This window comes from Pseudoponticoccus marisrubri (genome assembly GCF_001482405.1).
Lineage (GTDB): Bacteria > Pseudomonadota > Alphaproteobacteria > Rhodobacterales > Rhodobacteraceae > Pseudoponticoccus > Pseudoponticoccus marisrubri.
On the sequence record NZ_LPXO01000007.1, the window covers coordinates 66596 to 85220 of the forward strand.

Here is an 18625-nt window from a genome sequence, read left to right on the forward strand (position 1 = left end):
GGCCTCCGTCACGGGTTGGGGTGACTGTAGTCGCATTCCCGACGCGGTGTCAAAAAGCTGTTCCGCCGCAGGTGCACGCGCGCCCTACCCGCCGAGGATCGAGGGTTCGCGCCGGCCCGGACAGGGCGTGCGCGGACAGACCCGGCAGGCGACCCCGACCTCTTGCGGCGGGCCGGCAGGGGGTGTGGCGCCGCGCGCGCCCGCCGCCGCGCCGGGCCGTGGGCGCACCAGCATGTGCGCCTCGTAAAGCGGGTCGGCATTGACCGCGATCCGGCCCTGCGGCACGGCCACCGCCTCGGCCCAGAGCCCGTCGCCGGCGCGCCCGGGATGGATCACCGGCCCGGCCAGGATCACAAGCGGGCGGTTCAACGCCCGGTAGAGCGGCCAGAGCGGACAAGCCGCGCCGAACCGCGGCATCGGGAAATCGGCCACGGGTTTGCGGTAGACCAGCACGCCCGAGCCGTCGCAGATCGCCAGCCCGACCGGCGCGGGCAGCATGTCGGGCGGCAGCGCCGCCAGCCGCCGCATGACCTGCGCCGGGTCCGCCTGTAGGGCCTGCGCCAGCGCGGCCGGATCGGGGCCGTGCTCGGCCAGCGGCTCGGCCAGCCGGTCCAGCGGCAGCGCGGCGGCATCGGCGGCATAGCGGCGCAGCCAGCGGTCCAGCAGGGCGCGGGCCGGTGCCGAGAGCGTCTCGCCCATGCGGGCCAGCGGCCCCTCCACCTCGGCCCGGCCCTCCAGCTCGGGCACGTGGTGGCCGGCCGCCTCCAGCGCGGCGTCCAGCTCCTCCTGCGGGGCGCCGGTCTCGGTCGCGCCGGCATGGTCGGCCTCGAGATAGGTGACCAGCCCGCGGCTCGTCTCGGCCAGCCGCTCGCTGTCCTCGTGGATGTTGCGGTGGAACCGGGCCTGCCACTCGGCGTCGATCTCGCCCGGCTCGGCCAGGATCGAGGCGGTGGAATGGATCGCCGTGACAGTAGACAGCATCTCGTGGAGCGAGGCGGCGAGATGCGGGTCATGGGTCATCCGGTCGGTCAGGATCTCGACCGTGCGTTCCAGCGCCGCGACCCGGCCGCGCGTGTCCGACAGCAGCTGCGCCCAGCCGGGAAAGCGGCCGGCGAACTCGTCCACGCGGTCCAGCTCGGCGCCGCTGGCCTCGCTTTCCATGGCGGCCTCGCGCAGGGTCGAGATCAGCGCAGCCCCCGCCCCCTCGGTCAGCATGGTCGGATCGACCTGCAGGATCTCGGCGATGTCGAGCAGCAGCTTGCCCCCGATTCTGCGGCGGTTGTGCTCGATCAGATTGAGATAGGAGGCCGAAATACCCGCATTGCGGGCCAGCTCGGCCTGCTTCATGCCCCGCGCCACCCGCCTTTCGCGGATGCGCGAACCGGTCAGCGTGTCGCGCGGCAAAGCGATTCCCTTGCAGTATCAACGTGTTTCTGCGCCGCAATATAAACGCTTTTACAGAATACCAAAGGATACTTTTCACCGCTTCACAAAAAAAGCGTTGCGACAAAGGCGCTTGTTGCGAAATTTTCCGACCCGGCCGCATAGTGGATTTGCACGAAACGTGCCTGCGACGCGTCGTTGAGGAGCGGCGCCCGCATTTCACGAAACGGGAGGATTTCATGTCCAAGACGAACCTGACACGTCGTGGCGTACTCAGGACGGGTGCCGTGGCCGGCGCCGGTCTGGCGCTGCCGACCTACCTGTCGGCGGCCAGCCACTCGGGCTTTACCAACGCACCCGGCGACAGCACCGTCACGCTGGGCTTCAACGTGCCGCAGACCGGCCCCTATGCCGACGAGGGCGCCGACGAGCTGCGCGCCTACGAGCTGGCGGTCGAGCATCTGAACGGCGGCGGTGACGGCGGCATGCTGCCCACCTTCTCGTCCAAGGCGCTGGACGGCACCGGCATCCTGGGCCGCAAGGTCGAATACGTCACCGGCGACACGCAGACCAAGTCGGACGCCGCCCGCGCATCGGCCAAGTCGATGATCGAGAAGGACGGCGCGATCATGATCACCGGCGGCTCGTCCTCGGGCGTGGCCGTGGCCGTGCAGGCGCTCTGCCAGGAAGCCGGCGTGATCTTCATGGCCGGCCTGACCCATTCCAACGACACCACGGGCAAGGACAAGCGGGCCAACGGCTTCCGTCACTTCTTCAACTCGTACATGTCGGGCGCGGCGCTGGCGCCGATCCTGGCCGACAATTACGGCAATGACCGCAAGGCCTATCACCTGACCGCGGACTACAACTGGGGCTACACCACCGAGGAAGCCGTCCGGAACTCGACCGAGGCGCTTGGCTGGGAGACCGTGGCCGCGGTGAAGACCCCGCTGACCCAGACCGACTTCTCGTCCTACATCGCGCCGGTTCTGCAGTCGGGCGCCGACGTGCTGGTGCTGAACCACTACGGCGGCAACATGGTCAACTCGCTGACCAATGCCGTGCAGTTCGGCCTGCGCGACAAGCAGGTGAACGGCAAGAATTTCGAGATCATCGTGCCGCTCTACTCGCGCCTGATGGCCAAGGGGGCCGGTGCCAACGTCAAGGGCATCTTCGGCTCCACCAACTGGCACTGGTCGCTGCAGGACGAGGGCTCCAAGGCCTTCGTGAAATCCTTCGGCACCAAATACGGCTTCCCGCCGTCCCAGGCGGCGCATACCTGCTACGTGCAGACGCTGCTCTATGCCGATGCCGTGACGCGCGCGGGCTCGTTCAACCCCTGTGCGGTGGTCGAGGCGCTGGAAGGCTTCGAGTTCGACGGGCTGGGCAACGGCCCGACGCTCTACCGCGCCGAGGACCACCAGTGCTTCAAGGACGTGCTGGTCGTGAAGGGCAAGGAGAACCCGACCTCGGAGTTCGACCTGCTCGAAATCGTCGAGGTCACGCCGCGCGACCAGGTCACCTATGACCCGTCGATCTTCGGCGGCGAGCTGGGCACCTGCAACCCGGGCGCCTGATCCCTGTCGCAGGGTGGGCCTGACGCCCGCCCTGCACTCCGTCCGATCTGTCGACCCCGCCTGCGCGGGGTTCGCGCAATCCGTAACCCGACCGCAAGGGGTGCGACCATGGATGCATTGATCCTCCAAATTCTGAACGGGCTCGACAAGGGGTCGGCCTATGCGCTGATCGCCCTCGGGCTGACGCTCATCTTCGGCACGCTGGGCGTGGTGAATTTCGCGCATGGTGCGCTCTTCATGATCGGCGCCTTCTGCGCGGTCACGCTGAACCGGCTCTTCAACCTCAGCCACGAGGTCGAGGTTCCCGGCGAGACGGACTTCCTCGGCAACCCGCTGATGCGGGACGTGCCCTATCTCTACGATATCGTGGGAGAGAGCGCGGGCGCGGCGATCATCGACTGGTCCGTGCCGCTGGCCATCCTCTTCGCAATCCCGATCATGATCATCGTGGGCGTGATCATGGAGCGCGGCCTGATCAAGCATTTCTACAAGCGCCCCCATGCCGACCAGATCCTCGTCACCTTCGGCCTGGCCATCGTGCTGCAGGAAATCATCAAGTACTATTACGGCGCCAACCCGATCCCGACGCCCGCCCCGGATGCCTTCCGCGGCAGCTTCGACTTCGGCGCCATGATCGGCTTCGACCCGAACACGATCATCTATCCCTACTGGCGGCTGGTCTATTTCTGCTTCTCGGTGGTGATCATCGGCGCGGTCTTCGCCTTCCTGCAATTCACCACCTTCGGCATGGTGGTGCGCGCCGGCATGGCCGATCGCGAGACCGTGGGCCTGCTGGGCATCGACATCGACAAGCGCTTTACCATCATGTTCGGCCTTGCCGCCGCCGTCGCGGGCCTGGCGGGCGTCATGTACACCCCGATCAACTCGCCCAACTACCACATGGGCATGGACTTCCTCGTCCTCAGCTTCGTCGTGGTGGTCGTCGGCGGCATGGGCTCGCTGCCGGGCGCCGTGCTGGCGGGCTTCCTGCTGGGCATCCTCGAGAGCTTCGCCTCGATGCGCGAGGTCATCAACTTCGTTCCCGGCATCAACCAGGTCATCATCTACCTGGTCGCCATCATCATTCTGTTGACGCGTCCGCGGGGCCTGATGGGCCGCAAGGGCGTGATGGAGGACTGATCCATGTTCGGTCTCGAAAAGAAAGACGCCACCCTGCTGCTGCTGGTCGCCGCGCTGACCATCTTCGCCCCCTTCCTGCTGAACCCCTTCCCCGAGGGCAGCGCCATGGCGCAGTTCAACGCGGGCTACCCCGACCTGATGCAGCGCTTCGTGATCTTCGGCATCTTCGCCATCGGCTTCAACATCCTGTTCGGCCTGACCGGCTATCTCAGCTTCGGGCACGCCGCCTTCCTCGGCGTGGGCTCCTACGCGGCGGTGTGGATGTTCAAGCTTCTCAGCATGAACGTCCTGCCCGCCATCCTGCTGGCGGTGGTGATGTCGGGGCTCTTCGCGCTGCTGATCGGCTACATATCGCTGCGGCGCTCGGGGATCTACTTCTCGATCCTGACGCTGGCCTTCGCGCAGATGATGTTCGCCCTGGCCTACTCGGTGCTGACGCCGATCACCGGCGGCGAGACCGGGCTGCAGCTGGCGCTGAGCGATCCGCGCATCCTCGATGGCGGGACGGCCGACGGGAACCTGCCGGTGCCCGGGCTCTTCGGGCTGGAGATGCGCGACAGCGCGCAGCTGGAGCTGGGCGCCTGGGTCTTCACCTTCAACATCGGCTACTATTTCTGCGCCATCGTGATGCTGCTGGCCTTCTACCTGGCCATTCGCATCTTCCGTTCGCCCTTCGGCATGATGCTGCGTGCGATCAAGTCGAACCAGCAGCGGCTGAACTATACCGGTCTGAACCCCAAGCCCTACACGCTGGCCGCCTTCGTGATCTCGGGCATGTATGCCGGGCTGGCCGGCGCGCTGATGGCCTCGATGGACCCGCTGGCCGGCGCCGAGCGCATGTTCTGGACCGCCTCGGGCGAGGTCGTGCTGATGACCATCCTGGGCGGCGTGGGCACGCTGATCGGCCCGGTGCTGGGCGCGGGCGCGATCAAGTACATGGAGAACATCATCTCCAAGATCAATTCCGACATCCTGCATGGCTGGTTCGCCTTCCTGCCGGACGGGCTGGAGGACTTCATCGTCGCGGTGATCTACCCGTTCATCGGCAAGGGCTGGCACCTGACGCTGGGCCTGATCTTCATGGCCGTCGTGATCTTCCTGCCCGGCGGGCTGGTCGAGGGCGGACAACGCATCGCGCGGGCTTTCCGTCGCAAGAAGCCCGACACGCCGAAATCGGCCAAGACCGAACCTGCGGAATAAGGAGACAGGGCCATGGGAATTCTTGAAGTCAAGGATGTCGGCAAGCGGTTCGGCGGTCTGAAGGCGCTCAGCGACGTGAACCTCAGCGTGAAGGAGAACAGCTGCCACGCGATCATCGGGCCGAACGGCGCGGGCAAGTCCACCCTGCTGAACTGCCTGGTGGGCAAGCTGATCCCCGACACCGGCTCGGTCATGTTCGACGGGCAGAGCGTGCTGGGCCGCAGCCCGCACGAGATCAACCAGATGGGCATCAGCCGCGTGTTCCAGACCCCCGAGATCTTTGCCGATCTCACGGTGTTCGAGAACATGATGATCCCGCTCTTCGCCAAGCGCGACGGGGCCTACCGGCTGCATGCCTACGAATCGGTCTCGAACGAGCGCGCGCTGATCGAGGAGGCCGAGCGCATGCTCGACGACGTGAACATGCTGGACAAGCGCCACATGCACTCGGCGTCGATGTCGCGCGGCGACAAGCGCCGGCTCGAGATGGCGATGTGCCTCGTGCAGAACCCCAAGCTGCTGCTGCTGGACGAGCCCACCGCCGGCATGGCGCGCGCCGACACCAACAACACGATCGACCTGCTCAAGGAGATCAAGGCCAAGCGCGACATCACCATCGCCATCATCGAGCATGACATGCACGTGGTCTTCAGCCTGGCCGACCGGATTACCGTGCTGGCCCAGGGCACGCCGCTGGTCGAGGATGCGCCCGAGAACATCAAGGGACACCCCAAGGTCCAGGAAGCCTACCTGGGCGAGACGCACTGAACCCGCGCCGGGTGGGGATCATCCCCGCCCGACGCCTCCGCTTCACCCGTAGGGAGGGCCCACGCCCCGCCCGCCGCGAACGAAAGGGTCTGCCGACATGAACGTCCGCCCCGATTTCTCCAAGAACGCCAACATGGCCGAAACCGCCCCGGCCTTCCTCTCGGTCTGGGACATGCATTCCTATTACGGCGAGAGCTACATCGTGCAGGGCATCAGCTTCAACGTGCACGAGGGCGAGATCCTTGCCCTGCTGGGCCGCAACGGCGCCGGCAAGACCACCACGCTGCGCTCCATCGCCCGGCTGGACAATCCCCAGGTGCAGCGCGGCGAGATCTGGCTGGACCACGCGCCGCTGCACACGATGAAGGCGCACCAGGCCGCGGTGAACGGTCTGGGGCTGGTGCCCGAGGATCGCCGCATCATCCCCGGCCTGACCGTCGAGGAGAACCTCAAGCTGGCGCAGATCCAGCCGCCGATCGGCTGGTCGCTGGAACGCCTCTACGAGCTCTTCCCCCGGCTCGGCGAACGCCGTTTGCAGGAGGGCGTCACGCTGTCGGGTGGCGAGCAGCAGATGCTCTCTATCGCCCGCGCGCTGGCCCGCGACATCAAGGTGCTGCTGCTCGACGAACCCTATGAAGGACTGGCCCCGGTCATCGTGGACGAGATCGAGAAGACCCTGCGCCACATCAAGGAACAGGGCATGACCACGATCATCGTCGAACAGAACGCGGTGCGCGCGCTGCAGCTGGCCGACCGTGCGGTGATCCTCGACACCGGTTCCATCGTCTTTGACGGCAGCGCCGCCGAGGTGCTCGAGAACGAGAGCCTGCGGGCCGAGTACCTCGCGATCTGACCCTGCCCCGGCCCGCGCACGCTGCGGGCCGGTCGCCCCTCCCGGTGCGCGCGCCCCGACGGGGCTTGATTTCGAGAGCCGGGAGCGTTTCCCTGCCCGCGACAACAGGAGGAGCCCTCATGTCCAAGACCTACCCGCCATCCGAGAGTTTCACGAAATCTGCCCATATCGACGCGTCCGGGTATGATGCGGCCTATGCGCGGTCTGTGTCGGACCCCGAGGGGTTCTGGGCCGAGGAGGCGAAGCGGCTGGACTGGATCAAGGCGCCGAGCGAGATCCGCAATGTCGACTTCACGCTGGGCCAGGTCTCGATCGAGTGGTTCCGCGACGGCACGCTGAACGTCGCGGCTAACTGCATCGACCGCCATCTCGAGACGCGCGGCCAGCAGACCGCCATCATCTGGGAGCCCGACGACCCGAAGGAGCCCGCGCAGTCGATCTCCTATGCCGACCTGCACCGCCGCGTCTGCCGCATGGCCAACGTGCTCGAGAGCCTCGGCGTGCGCAAGGGCGACCGCGTCATCATCTACCTGCCGATGATCCCCGAGGCCGCCTATGCCATGCTGGCCTGCGCGCGCATCGGCGCCATCCATTCCATCGTCTTCGCCGGCTTCTCGCCCGACGCGCTGTCGGCCCGCATCAATGGCTGTGACGCCAAGGTCGTCATCACCGCCGACGAGGCGCCCCGCGGCGGCCGCAAGACCGCGCTGAAATCCAACACCGACAAGGCGCTGCTGCACTGCAAGGACAGCGTCAAGTGCCTGGTCGTCAAGCGCACCGGCGGCCAGACCACCTGGGTGGAGGGGCGCGATTACGACTACGCCGAGATGGCGCTGGAAGCCGGCGACTACTGCCGCCCGGTCGAGATGCAGGCCGAGGACCCGCTGTTCATCCTGTACACTTCCGGGTCAACGGGTCAGCCCAAGGGGGTTGTGCACACCACAGGTGGATATTTGGTTTACGCCGCCATGACCCACCAGGTCACCTTCGACTACCACGAGGGCGATGTCTATTGGTGCACGGCAGATGTTGGGTGGGTCACCGGGCACTCCTACATCATCTATGGGCCGCTCGCCAATGGCGCCACCACGCTGATGTTCGAGGGCGTGCCCACCTATCCCGATGCCAGCCGCTTCTGGCAGGTCTGCGAGAAGCATCGCGTGAACCAGTTCTACACCGCGCCGACGGCGATTCGCGCGCTGATGGGCCAGGGTGACGAATTCGTAACGAAATGCGATCTATCCTCGCTGCGACTCCTCGGCACGGTCGGGGAACCCATCAACCCGGAGGCGTGGAACTGGTACAATGATGTCGTGGGCGGCGGGCGCTGCCCGATCGTGGACACCTGGTGGCAGACCGAGACCGGCGGCCACCTGCTGACCCCCCTGCCCGGCGCGCATGCGCTGAAACCGGGCGCGGCGATGAAGCCGTTCTTCGGCGTGCAGCCCGTCGTGCTGGACCCGCAGACCGGCGAGGAGATCCACGACAACCCCACCGAGGGCGTGCTCTGCCTCAAGGACAGCTGGCCGGGCCAGATGCGCACCGTCTGGGGCGATCACGAACGGTTCGAGAAGACCTATTTCTCGGATTACAAGGGCTACTACTTCTCGGGTGACGGCTGTCGCCGGGATGCCGACGGCGATTACTGGATCACCGGCCGGGTCGATGACGTGATCAATGTCAGCGGCCACCGGATGGGCACCGCCGAGGTGGAATCGGCGCTGGTGGCGCATGAGAAGGTGGCCGAGGCCGCGGTGGTCGGCTACCCGCACGAGATCAAGGGCCAGGGCATCTATTGCTACGTGACCCTGATGGCCGGCGTCGAGGCCACTGACGAGCTGCGCAAGGAGCTGCGCAACTGGGTCCGCACCGAGATCGGCCCCATCGCCTCGCCCGACCTCATCCAGTGGGCCCCCGGCCTGCCCAAGACCCGCTCCGGCAAGATCATGCGCCGCATCCTGCGCAAGATCGCCGAGAACGACTATGGCAGCCTCGGAGACACCTCCACCCTCGCCGACCCATCCGTCGTCGACGACCTCATCGAAAACAGAATGAACAAGGGGTGAGCGCAATGGACGGAACCCAGATCCCCGCCACCGCCCCGGTCCTGATCCTGCTGGGGCCCCCGGGCGCCGGCAAGGGCACCCAGGCCCGCATGCTCGAAGAGCGTTTCGGCCTCGTGCAGCTGTCCACCGGTGACCTGCTGCGCGCCGCCGTGGCGCAGGGCACCGAGGCGGGCCTTCAGGCCAAGGCGGTCATGGAAGCAGGCGAGTTGGTCAGCGACGCGATCGTCATCGCGATCCTGCGCGACCGGCTGGCCGATCCCGACTGCGCCCGCGGCGTGATCCTGGACGGTTTCCCGCGCACCACGGTGCAGGCCGAGGCGCTGGACCGGCTGCTGGCCGAGAGCGGGCAGAAGATCGACGCGGCGGTCAGCCTCGAGGTCGACGATGCGGCGATGGTGACCCGGATCTCGGGGCGCTACACCTGCGCGGGCTGCGGCGAGGGCTATCACGACAGCTTCAAGCAGCCGCAGACCGAGGGCACCTGCGACAAGTGCGGCGGCACGGAGTTCAAGCGCCGCGCCGACGACAACGCCGAGACCGTGGCCAGCCGGCTGCAGGCCTACCACGCCCAGACCGCCCCGCTGATCGACTACTACGCCCGGGCGGGCGTGCTGACATCTGTCGATGCCATGGGCGAGATCGACGGCATCGCGGCGCGGCTCGCGGCCATCGTCGACGCCGCCACCGCCTGACACCGGGCGAGACGAACACCGCCCCCCGCGCACGGGGGGCGTGCTGCCCGACGGGCAGAGAGGAGACGCGTGTCCGGGAGGGCATGCTCAACGGAGGAAGAGGAGGACCCGCGACATGGCGGATCAAACATCACAAGGCGCGCACACCGCCGAAGGCGACAAGGCCTACTGGTCGGCCAATGTGCGTATCATTCTCATCAGCCTCGTCATCTGGGCGCTGGTGTCGTTCGGCTTCGGCATCCTGCTGCGGCCGTTGCTGTCGGGCATTGCCGTCGGCGGCACCGACCTGGGCTTCTGGTTCGCCCAGCAGGGGTCGATCATCGTCTTCCTGGCGCTGATCTTCTTCTACGCCTGGCGGATGAACAAGCTGGATAAAGAATTCGGCGTCGAGGAGGAGTGATCATGGATCAGTTTACCATCAACCTGCTGTTTGTGGGCGCCTCTTTCGCGCTCTACATCGGCATCGCGGTCTGGGCCCGTGCCGGTTCGACCTCGGAATTCTACGCCGCCGGGCGCGGCGTGCACCCGGTCACCAACGGCATGGCCACGGCGGCCGACTGGATGTCGGCGGCCTCGTTCATCTCGATGGCCGGCCTCATCGCCTTCACCGGCTATGACAACTCGACCTTCCTGATGGGTTGGACGGGCGGCTACGTGCTGCTGGCCCTGCTGCTGGCGCCCTACCTGCGCAAGTTCGGCAAGTTCACCGTGTCCGAGTTCATCGGCGACCGGTTCTACAGCCCGACCGCACGGCTCGTGGCGGTGATCTCGCTGCTGGTGGCCTCGCTGACCTACGTGATCGGCCAGATGACCGGCGTGGGCGTGGCCTTCGGCCGCTTCCTCGAGGTCTCGAACACGGCCGGCCTGCTGATCGGCGCCTGTGTGGTCTTCGCCTACGCGGTGTTCGGCGGCATGAAGGGCGTGACCTACACGCAGGTCGCGCAGTACGTCGTGCTGATCATGGCCTACACGATCCCGGCCGTGTTCATCTCGCTGCAGCTGACCGGCAACCCGATCCCGGGCCTGGGCCTGTTCGGCACCGACGTGGAGTCGGGCGTTCCGCTGCTGCAGAAGCTGGACCAGATCGTGGCCGAGCTGGGCTTCAACGAGTACACCGCCCATCACGGCGACACGTTCAACATGGTGCTCTTCACCCTGTCGCTGATGATCGGCACTGCCGGCCTGCCGCACGTGATCATGCGCTTCTTCACCGTGCCGCGCGTGGCCGATGCACGCTGGTCCGCCGGCTGGGCGCTGGTCTTCATCGCGCTGCTCTACCTGACGGCCCCGGCCGTGGGTGCGATGGCGCGCCTGAACATCACCGAGCAGTTCTGGCCGAACGGCACCGAGGGCCAGGCCGTCAGCGTCGAGACGATCGAGACCGACCCGGCCTATGACTGGATGGCCACCTGGCAGCAGACCGGCCTTCTGGGCTGGGAAGACAAGAACGGCGACGGCCGCATCCAGTACTACAACGATGCCTCGCCCGAGATGCAGGAACGTGCGGAAGCCGAAGGCTGGGCCGGCAACGAGCTGACCAACTTCAACCGCGACATCCTGGTGCTCGCCAACCCCGAGATCGCCAACCTGCCCAGCTGGGTGATCGGTCTGGTCGCCGCCGGTGGCCTTGCCGCCGCCCTGTCGACCGCGGCCGGCCTGCTGCTGGCGATCTCCTCGGCGGTCAGCCACGACCTGATGAAGGGCCAGCTGACCCCGGACATCAGCGAGAAGGGCGAACTGCTCTCGGCCCGGATCGCCATGGCCGTGGCCATCGCGGTGGCGACCTACCTGGGCCTCAACCCGCCGGGCTTCGCGGCCCAGACGGTGGCGCTGGCCTTCGGTCTGGCCGCGGCGTCGATCTTCCCGGCCCTGATGATGGGCATCTTCACCAAGGTGAACAACAAGGGCGCCGTCGCCGGCATGCTCTCGGGCCTGATCGTCACGCTGATCTACATCTTCCTGCACAAGGGCTGGTTCTTCATCCCCGACACCAACAGCTTCACCGATGCCGATCCGCTGCTTGGCACGATCAAGTCGACCAGCTTCGGTGCGGTGGGTGCGATGGTGAACTTCGCGGTGGCCTTCACCGTGTCGAAGATGACCACCCCGATTCCGGCCGAGATCGAGGAACTGGTGGAAAGCGTCCGTGTGCCTCGCGGTGCCGGCGCAGCCGCCGCCGACCACTGAAATGGGCACGGGCGGGCACGAATCCTGTGCCCGCCCTTTGCCAAGAGGTCCCGTTCCGCGTATGCGGGACGGGATTTTTCTTTTGTGACCGATCGGATGCGCCGCCCCCATGATCACCGGACATGTCTTCATCGCCACCAGCCTTGACGGCTACATCGCGCGCAAGGATCACGATCTCGACTGGCTCATGAAGCAGCCCGTGGCCGAGGATGACCACGGCTATGACGCCTTCTACGCGCGCATGGACGGGATCGTCATGGGCAGCGCCTCGTTCCGCAAGGTGCTGAGCTTTCCCGAATGGCCCTATGACAAGCCGGTGGTGGTGCTCAGCCAGACCCTGACCCCCGAAGACATCCCCGAGGCACTGGAGGACAGCGTACGCCTCACCCGCACTAGCCCGTCGCGGCTGATGGCGGCCTTGGCCGAAGAAGGCTGGCAGCGGGTCTACGTGGATGGCGGCCAGGTCATCCAGTCCTTCCTGCGCGCGGGGCTGATCGCCGAGATGACGGTGACCCGGGTGCCGATCCTGCTGGGCAGCGGCCGGCCGCTCTTCGGCCCGCTGGAGCAGGATCTCGACCTCGACCTGGTCGAGACGCGGGCCTTCCGCTCGGGCCTCGTCTCCTGCACCTACCGCGTGACACAGCCCGCCAAGGAGGCCTGACCGATGACGCTCGACCTGCCCGAACTGACCCGCTTCCTGTCGGCCGTGCACCCCTATGACGGGCTGGAGCCCGAGGCGCTGGGGGCGCTGATCCCCGCCTTCCGCCCGAAATCGCTGGCCGCCGGCCAGCAGATCTACGAGCTGGGCGACGCGCTGGAGGGGCTCTACCTGATCCATCACGGCGCGGTCGAGGTGCGCGACCAGAACGGCGCGCAGATCTCGATCCTGGGCCCGCGCAACTCCTTCGGCGAACGCGGGCTGGGGCGTGACGGCATCGCCGTGACCAGCGCCCGCACGCTCGAGGATACGTTGCTGCTGGTCCTGCCCAAGGCCGATTTCCTGCGCCTCGTCGAGACCGAGCCCGGCGTGGCGCGCTTCTTCGACCGCCAGCGCGGGCCGCGCCCCAAGCGCGCCGATCTCGCCACCAGCCGGGTCGAGACGCTGATGGCCACCACGCCGCTGACCTGCGCGCCCGACACCAGCGTGCAGGAGGCCGCGCGCCGCATGGCCGAAAAGCATGTCTCGTCGATCTGCGTGACCGAGGGCGACCGGTTGACGGGCATCGCCACGGTGCGCGACATGGCCTCCAAGGTGGTGGCGGGCGCCCTGCCCGCCGACACGTCCATCTCGGCCATCATGACGGTCGACCCGGTCACCCTGCCGCCCTCGGCGATCGGCTCGGACGTGCTGCACATGATGATGGAGCGCCGCATCGGCCACGTTCCCGTGGCCGAGAACGGGCAACTGCGCGGCATGGTCACCCAGACCGATCTGACGCGCTTCCAGGCGATGACCTCGGCCGAGCTGGTCTCGGAGATCGCGCAGGCCGACAGCGCCGCGGCAATGGCCCGCGTCACGGCACGCATCCCGCAGCTGCTGGTCCAGCTGGTGGCCAGCGGCAACCGCCACGAAGTGGTCACCCGGCTGATCACCGATATCGCCGACACCGCCACGCGGCGCCTGCTGGCGCTGGCCGAGGACAAGCTGGGCCCACCGCCCGTGCCCTATCTCTGGCTGGCCTGCGGCAGCCAGGGCCGGCAGGAACAGACCGGCGTCAGCGACCAGGACAACTGCCTGATGCTGGATGACGCGGTGACCGATGCGCAGATGCCCTATTTCGCGGATCTCGCGCGCTTCGTCTGCGACGGGCTGAACACCTGCGGCTACGTGCATTGCCCCGGCGACATGATGGCCACCAACACGCGCTGGCGCCAGCCGGTCCGGGTCTGGCGCAGCTATTTCCGCAACTGGATCGAGAAACCCTCGCCCGAGGCGCAGATGCTGGCCAGCGTGATGTTCGACCTGCGCCCGATCGGCGGGCAGAGCGCGCTCTTCGCCGATCTGCAGGCCGAGACGCTGGCCGCCGCGGCGAAGAACTCGATCTTCGTGGCGCACATGGTCTCCAACGCGCTCAAGCACACGCCGCCGCTGGGCCTGTTGCGCGGCTTCGCCACGATCCGCTCGGGCGAGCACAAGAACCGGCTGGACATGAAGCATAACGGCGTGGTGCCGGTGGTCGATCTCGGCCGGGTCTACGCGCTGCGCGGACAGCTGACCGCGGTCAACACCCGCGCCCGGCTCGAGGCGGCGGTGGGCGCGGGCGTGCTGAGCACCGCTGGCGGGCAGGACCTGCTCGATGCCTATGACCTGATCGCCGAGACGCGGCTGGAGCACCAGGCCCGGCAGATCAAGGGCGGCGCCGCGCCGGACAACTACCTTGCGCCGGCCGACCTGTCGGATTTTGAGCGAAGTCATTTGCGCGACGCCTTCGTCGTGGTCAAATCGCTGCAATCCGCGGTCGGTCACGGGAAAGGCATGCTGGGCTGAGGCGGAGAAATTCCTTGAGAAGGAATTTGCAAATCTTTTCCTCAAAAGATTTGCGCCGCCGGGAGGACAAAGGGGGGGAGAGATGTTTCTGGAACTGATCGCGGTCGTGGTGGCCGGGTTTGCCGGGGCGGGCGCCCTGATGCTGGTCGTGCGGCTGTCGGGCAATCGCCTGCCGCGCTGGCTGATCCCCATCGGCGCCGGGGCGGCGATGCTGGCCGCCGCCATCTCCAGCGAGTACAGCTGGTACAACCGCACGGCGGACACCCTTCCCGAGGGGCTGGAGGTCGCCCAGACCGTCGAAAGCCGCGCCTTCTGGCGACCCTGGACCTTCCTCTTCCCGATGACCGACCGCTTCGTCGCCGTGGATACCGGCAACCTGCGCGCCAACAGCACGCAGGAGGCGCTCTATCTCACCGATCTCTACTTCTTCGGCCGCTGGCAGACCGTGCAGGCGGTCGAGGTCATGGTGGATTGCGCGGCCGGGCGCCGGGCCGATCCGGCACTGGGCGACGGCTCGCCGCCGGTCTGGCGCGACGTGGGCGGGGACGACCCGATCGTCCGGACGGTCTGCGCGGAGGTCTGAGCCATGTCACGCCTCGGCCTGCGCCTGCGGATCTTCCTGTTCTTCTGCCTCATCGCGCTGGGGGGCACCGGGCTGGTGCTGGCCGCGCTCTATGCCGGCCACCAGCGCGCGCTGGCCACGACGGCCACCAACGGCTTCACCTTCGCCGCCATCCTCGCCAGTTTCGGGCTGGTCGCGCTCAGCGTCGGGATCTGGCTGCTCTTCGACGAGAACGTGGCCAAGCCGATCGAGCGGATCTCGGCCCAGATGCGCGCCCGCGCCCATGCCGGCGTCGCCACCGGGATCGACACCGAGGCGGCGCGCTATCTCGGCGATCTCGCCCCGGCCGCCTCGGCCGTCACTGCCGCGCTGTCGGACAGCGCCATGTCCACCGCCGAGCGCGTCGCCGCCGAGACCGAGCGGCTGACCGCCGAGAAGGCCCGGCTGACCGCGCTGCTGACCGAGATCCCGGTCGCCATGATCCTCGCCAACCCGCGCGACCAGATCGTGCTCTATGACGGCCAGGCCGCCGAGGTGCTTGCCGGACAGGCCGTGCCGCGGCTGAACGCGCCGCTGTCGGACTATTTCGACCCCGCCTGCCTCGTCGGCGCGCGGCGCAAGCTGGACCGCACCGGCAAGGAGGTGGCCTTCTCGCTGCGCGGCCATGATGCACGGCAGAGCTATGACGCGCGGATGAAACCGATGGAGGGCGGCGGCTACATGCTGGTGATCGACGCCGCCCATGCCGATATCGCCCCCGATGCCGCGCGCCCGCTGGTCTACGAGTTCGACCTCTTCGATCGCGATGCCGAGGCCGCGGTCGAGGACATGCCCCTGTCGCGCATGATCTACACGGTCTTCGACACCGAGACGACGGGCCTCCTGCCCCACAAGGACGAGATCGTGCAGATCGGGGCCGTGCGCGTGGTGCATGGCCGCATCGTCGAGGGCGAGGCGCTGGACATGCTGGTCGATCCCGGCCGCCCGATCCCGCCCGCCTCGACCCGGGTGCACAAGGTGAGCGACGCCATGGTCGCCGGGAAACCCGATATCGCCGAGGCCGGGCGCGTCTTCCACCGCTTCAGCCGCGACTCGGTGATCGTGGCGCATAACGCGCCCTTCGACATGGCCTTCCTGCACCGCCACAAGGGGCGCATAGGCGTCGACTGGGACAACCCCATCCTCGACACGGTGCTGCTCTCGGCCGTGGTCTTCGGCGCCTCAGAGACCCATACGCTCGACGCGCTCTGCGACCGGCTCGGCGTGACGATCCCCGAGAGGCTGCGCCATACCGCCCTCGGCGACGCGCAGGCCACCGCCGAGGTGCTGGTCCGCCTTCTGCCGATGCTCGAGGCGCGCGGCCTGACCACGTTCGGCGCGGTCCTCTCAGAAACCCGCCGCCACGGCCGGCTGCTGGAAGACCTGAACTGAGCTCGGCCGAGCTCTTGTTCCCCGCCGATGCAGCGTATGGCAATCGTTGGCGTTTGAGTATTTTTTGGAAAGATGAAAGGACCAAGAGCTCATGTCGTCTTTCATCTTTCTCCAAATACTCAACGGCGCAGCGGCCAGCCACACAGTGCCCCCTTGATCATGGGCGACAGTGATGTCGATCGCGTCTGGAAGCGCGATCAACCCGGCCGGAAGGCGCCCAGAGTCTGCCCGGTGGCCACGCATTCCAACAGCAGGGGCGAGATCTTCCAGGCGACGGGATCCTCGGCTTCGAGGGCGCGCAGGCGCTCGACCACATGGGGCGCGCCCAGCGTGTCGGCGTGGAACATCAGCCCGCCGCGCCAGCGGGGGAAGCCGTAGCCGAAGACGGTCACGAGGTCGATGTCGCGGGCCGATTGCGCGATGCCTTCGGACAGGATCTCCGCCGCCTCGTTGATCATGGCGAGCACCAGCCGCTCGCGGATCTCGTCGGCCGTGTAGTCGCGCCGGGCGACACCGGCGGCGCGCGCCGCGTTCTGCACCAGCTCGGCCACGGTCGGATCCTCGGCCTTGCCGCCGCCCTCGGGGTAGCTGTACCAGCCCGCGCCGGTCTTGCGACCGAGCCGGCCGCATTCGACCATCCGGTCGGCGATCGGGATATAGCGCCGGTTCGGGTCGCGCGTGGCATCCTGCCGGCGCCGGTTGGCAAAGGCGATGTCCAGCCCGGAGAGGTCCTGCGCCTCGTAGGGGCCCATGGCATAGCCGAATTCGACCATGGCGGCGTCGATCTCCCACGGGGTGGCGCCGTCCATCAGCACCGTGTCGGCCGCCTCGCGGTAGCGGGCGAGGATGCGGTTGCCGATGAACCCGTCGCAGACACCGGCCAGCACGGGCACCTTGCGCAGGTCGCGCCCCAGCGCGAAGCCGGTGGCCAGCGCGTGGTCCGAACTGCGCGCGGCACGCACGATCTCGAGCAGTTTCATGATATGCGCAGGGGCGAAGAAATGCAGGCCCAGCACGCGCGACGGGTCCGCGACGCAGGACGCGATCTCGTCGATATCGAGATAGGAGGTGTTGGTGGCCAGCACCGCGTCGGGGGGCAGGACCGCTTCGAGCCGCGAGAGCACGGCGTGCTTGACCTCCATGCTCTCGAAGGCGGCCTCGATGGCCAGGCCGGCCTGCGCCGCGGTGGCGTAATCGTCGCTGACGGTCAGCCGGGCGCGGCGGGCCTCGGCGCCCTCGGCATCGATCAGCCCGCGCTTGAGGCTGGCCGAGAGGATCTTCTCGACATTGGCGCGCGCGCGCTCCACGCCCGCGGCATCGGTCTCGAGCAGGGTGACGGTCTTTCCGGCATTGAGCAGCGCATAGGCGATCCCGGCCCCCATCGTGCCGCCCCCGACCACGGCGACGCGGTCGGTCGGGCCCGGTTGGGCGGTCAGCCAGTCCGGGGCCTTGGCGGCGCGCTCGGCGAAGAAGACATGGCGCAGGGCGCGGGCCTGGTCGCCCGTGCGCAGGTCGAGAAAGCTCTGGCGTTCGGCGGCCAGCCCGTCGGCCAGCGGGCGTGCGGCGGTGGCGGCGACCAGTTCGATGGCGCGTTGCGGCGCGATCTGCTGCGCCTGCTTGCGGGCGGCGGTGACGCGCGCGGCGGCCACGGCCGCGTCATCCGCCTCTGGCGCGGGCATGTCGCAGATGCGCTGCGCCGTCCCCAGCACGCCCGCGCCGAGCTCCAGCGCGGCGGTCACCGGATCGTCCGAGAGCGCATCGACCAGCCCCATGCGCTCGGCCGCCTCGGCGCTGACGGGCTTGCCCGTGGCGATCATGTCCAGCGCGGGCTTCATGCCGATCAGCCGCGGCAGGCGCTGCGTCCCGCCCGAGCCCGGCACCACGCCCAGCCCGACCTCGGGCAGGCCCAGCTGCACGCCGGGGCGCGCGATTCGGTAGCGGCAGGCCAGCGCCAGTTCGCAGCCGCCGCCCAGGGCCACGCCGTTGATCGCGGCGATCCACGGCACGGCGCATTGCTCGATCCCGGCCACGATGTCGTTGAGATGCGGTGCCACGGCGGGGGCGTCGAACTCGCGCGCATCCCCGCCCGCGGCAAAGGCGCGCCCGGCCCCGGTCAGGATGACGCGGGTCAGGCCCTCCTCCCCCGCCAGCCGGTCCAGCACGGATTGCAGACCCTCGCGCATGGCCAGCCCGATCGCGTTGACCGGGGGATTGTTCATCTCGACGAAAGCGGCCGCGCCCTCGCGGCGAAAACTGACGCTCATCTGCTGTCCTTTCC

The 18625-nt window shown here is 67.8% G+C and carries 15 protein-coding genes; 13 read left to right on the forward strand and 2 right to left on the reverse strand.

Annotation, left to right across the window (positions count from 1 at the left end):
• Positions 1-84 precede the first annotated feature (84 nt).
• Positions 85-1404, reverse strand: coding sequence for a helix-turn-helix transcriptional regulator (locus AVJ23_RS12895; RefSeq protein WP_058862615.1), 1320 nt, complete (start codon positions 1402-1404; stop codon positions 85-87).
• 218 nt (positions 1405-1622) lie between these two features.
• On the opposite strand from AVJ23_RS12895, the gene AVJ23_RS12900 reads away from it, so the two are divergent.
• The 13 genes from AVJ23_RS12900 (at position 1623) to AVJ23_RS12960 (ending at position 16347) form a co-directional block, all read left to right on the forward strand.
• A complete protein-coding gene (locus AVJ23_RS12900) occupies positions 1623-2960 on the forward strand; it encodes a substrate-binding protein (protein ID WP_058862616.1) in 1338 nt (445 codons plus the stop codon).
• 108 nt (positions 2961-3068) lie between these two features.
• Complete coding sequence (locus tag AVJ23_RS12905) at positions 3069-4100, forward strand: branched-chain amino acid ABC transporter permease (RefSeq protein ID WP_058862617.1); 1032 nt, start codon at positions 3069-3071, stop codon at positions 4098-4100.
• A 3-nt stretch (positions 4101-4103) separates the two neighbouring features.
• Positions 4104-5300 (forward strand): branched-chain amino acid ABC transporter permease, encoded by a 1197-nt coding sequence (locus AVJ23_RS12910; RefSeq protein ID WP_058862618.1) that lies wholly within the window; start codon positions 4104-4106, stop codon positions 5298-5300.
• Positions 5301-5312: 12 nt separating this feature from the next.
• Positions 5313-6068 carry an ABC transporter ATP-binding protein gene (locus AVJ23_RS12915; RefSeq protein ID WP_058862619.1) on the forward strand — a complete coding sequence of 252 codons (756 nt, stop codon included), beginning with the start codon at positions 5313-5315 and terminating at the stop codon, positions 6066-6068.
• Positions 6069-6165: 97 nt separating this feature from the next.
• Complete coding sequence (locus AVJ23_RS12920; protein WP_058862620.1) at positions 6166-6921, forward strand: ABC transporter ATP-binding protein; 756 nt, start codon at positions 6166-6168, stop codon at positions 6919-6921.
• 119 nt (positions 6922-7040) lie between these two features.
• Positions 7041-8987, forward strand: a complete 1947-nt coding sequence (gene acs / locus AVJ23_RS12925) for an acetate--CoA ligase (RefSeq protein WP_058862621.1) — start codon at positions 7041-7043, stop codon at positions 8985-8987.
• A 5-nt stretch (positions 8988-8992) separates the two neighbouring features.
• Positions 8993-9679 (forward strand): adenylate kinase, encoded by a 687-nt coding sequence (locus AVJ23_RS12930; RefSeq protein ID WP_058862622.1) that lies wholly within the window; start codon positions 8993-8995, stop codon positions 9677-9679.
• Between the two features lie 115 nt (positions 9680-9794).
• Positions 9795-10079 (forward strand): DUF4212 domain-containing protein, encoded by a 285-nt coding sequence (locus AVJ23_RS12935; protein ID WP_058862623.1) that lies wholly within the window; start codon positions 9795-9797, stop codon positions 10077-10079.
• 2 nt (positions 10080-10081) lie between these two features.
• Positions 10082-11866, forward strand: a complete 1785-nt coding sequence (locus tag AVJ23_RS12940; protein ID WP_058862624.1) for a sodium:solute symporter family protein — start codon at positions 10082-10084, stop codon at positions 11864-11866.
• A 109-nt stretch (positions 11867-11975) separates the two neighbouring features.
• Positions 11976-12527 (forward strand): dihydrofolate reductase family protein, encoded by a 552-nt coding sequence (locus tag AVJ23_RS12945; protein ID WP_058862625.1) that lies wholly within the window; start codon positions 11976-11978, stop codon positions 12525-12527.
• 3 nt (positions 12528-12530) lie between these two features.
• A complete protein-coding gene (locus tag AVJ23_RS12950; RefSeq protein WP_058862626.1) occupies positions 12531-14354 on the forward strand; it encodes a DUF294 nucleotidyltransferase-like domain-containing protein in 1824 nt (607 codons plus the stop codon).
• 82 nt (positions 14355-14436) lie between these two features.
• Complete coding sequence (locus AVJ23_RS12955; RefSeq protein ID WP_058862627.1) at positions 14437-14937, forward strand: hypothetical protein; 501 nt, start codon at positions 14437-14439, stop codon at positions 14935-14937.
• 3 nt (positions 14938-14940) lie between these two features.
• The gene (locus AVJ23_RS12960; protein ID WP_058862628.1) at positions 14941-16347 is read left to right on the forward strand and encodes a 3'-5' exonuclease; all 1407 of its coding nucleotides are present in this window, start codon (positions 14941-14943) and stop codon (positions 16345-16347) included.
• A 197-nt stretch (positions 16348-16544) separates the two neighbouring features.
• Here AVJ23_RS12960 and AVJ23_RS12965 read toward each other — a convergent pair whose 3' ends face one another.
• Complete coding sequence (locus AVJ23_RS12965) at positions 16545-18611, reverse strand: FAD-dependent oxidoreductase (protein ID WP_058862629.1); 2067 nt, start codon at positions 18609-18611, stop codon at positions 16545-16547.
• Between the last annotated feature and the right edge of the window lie 14 nt (positions 18612-18625).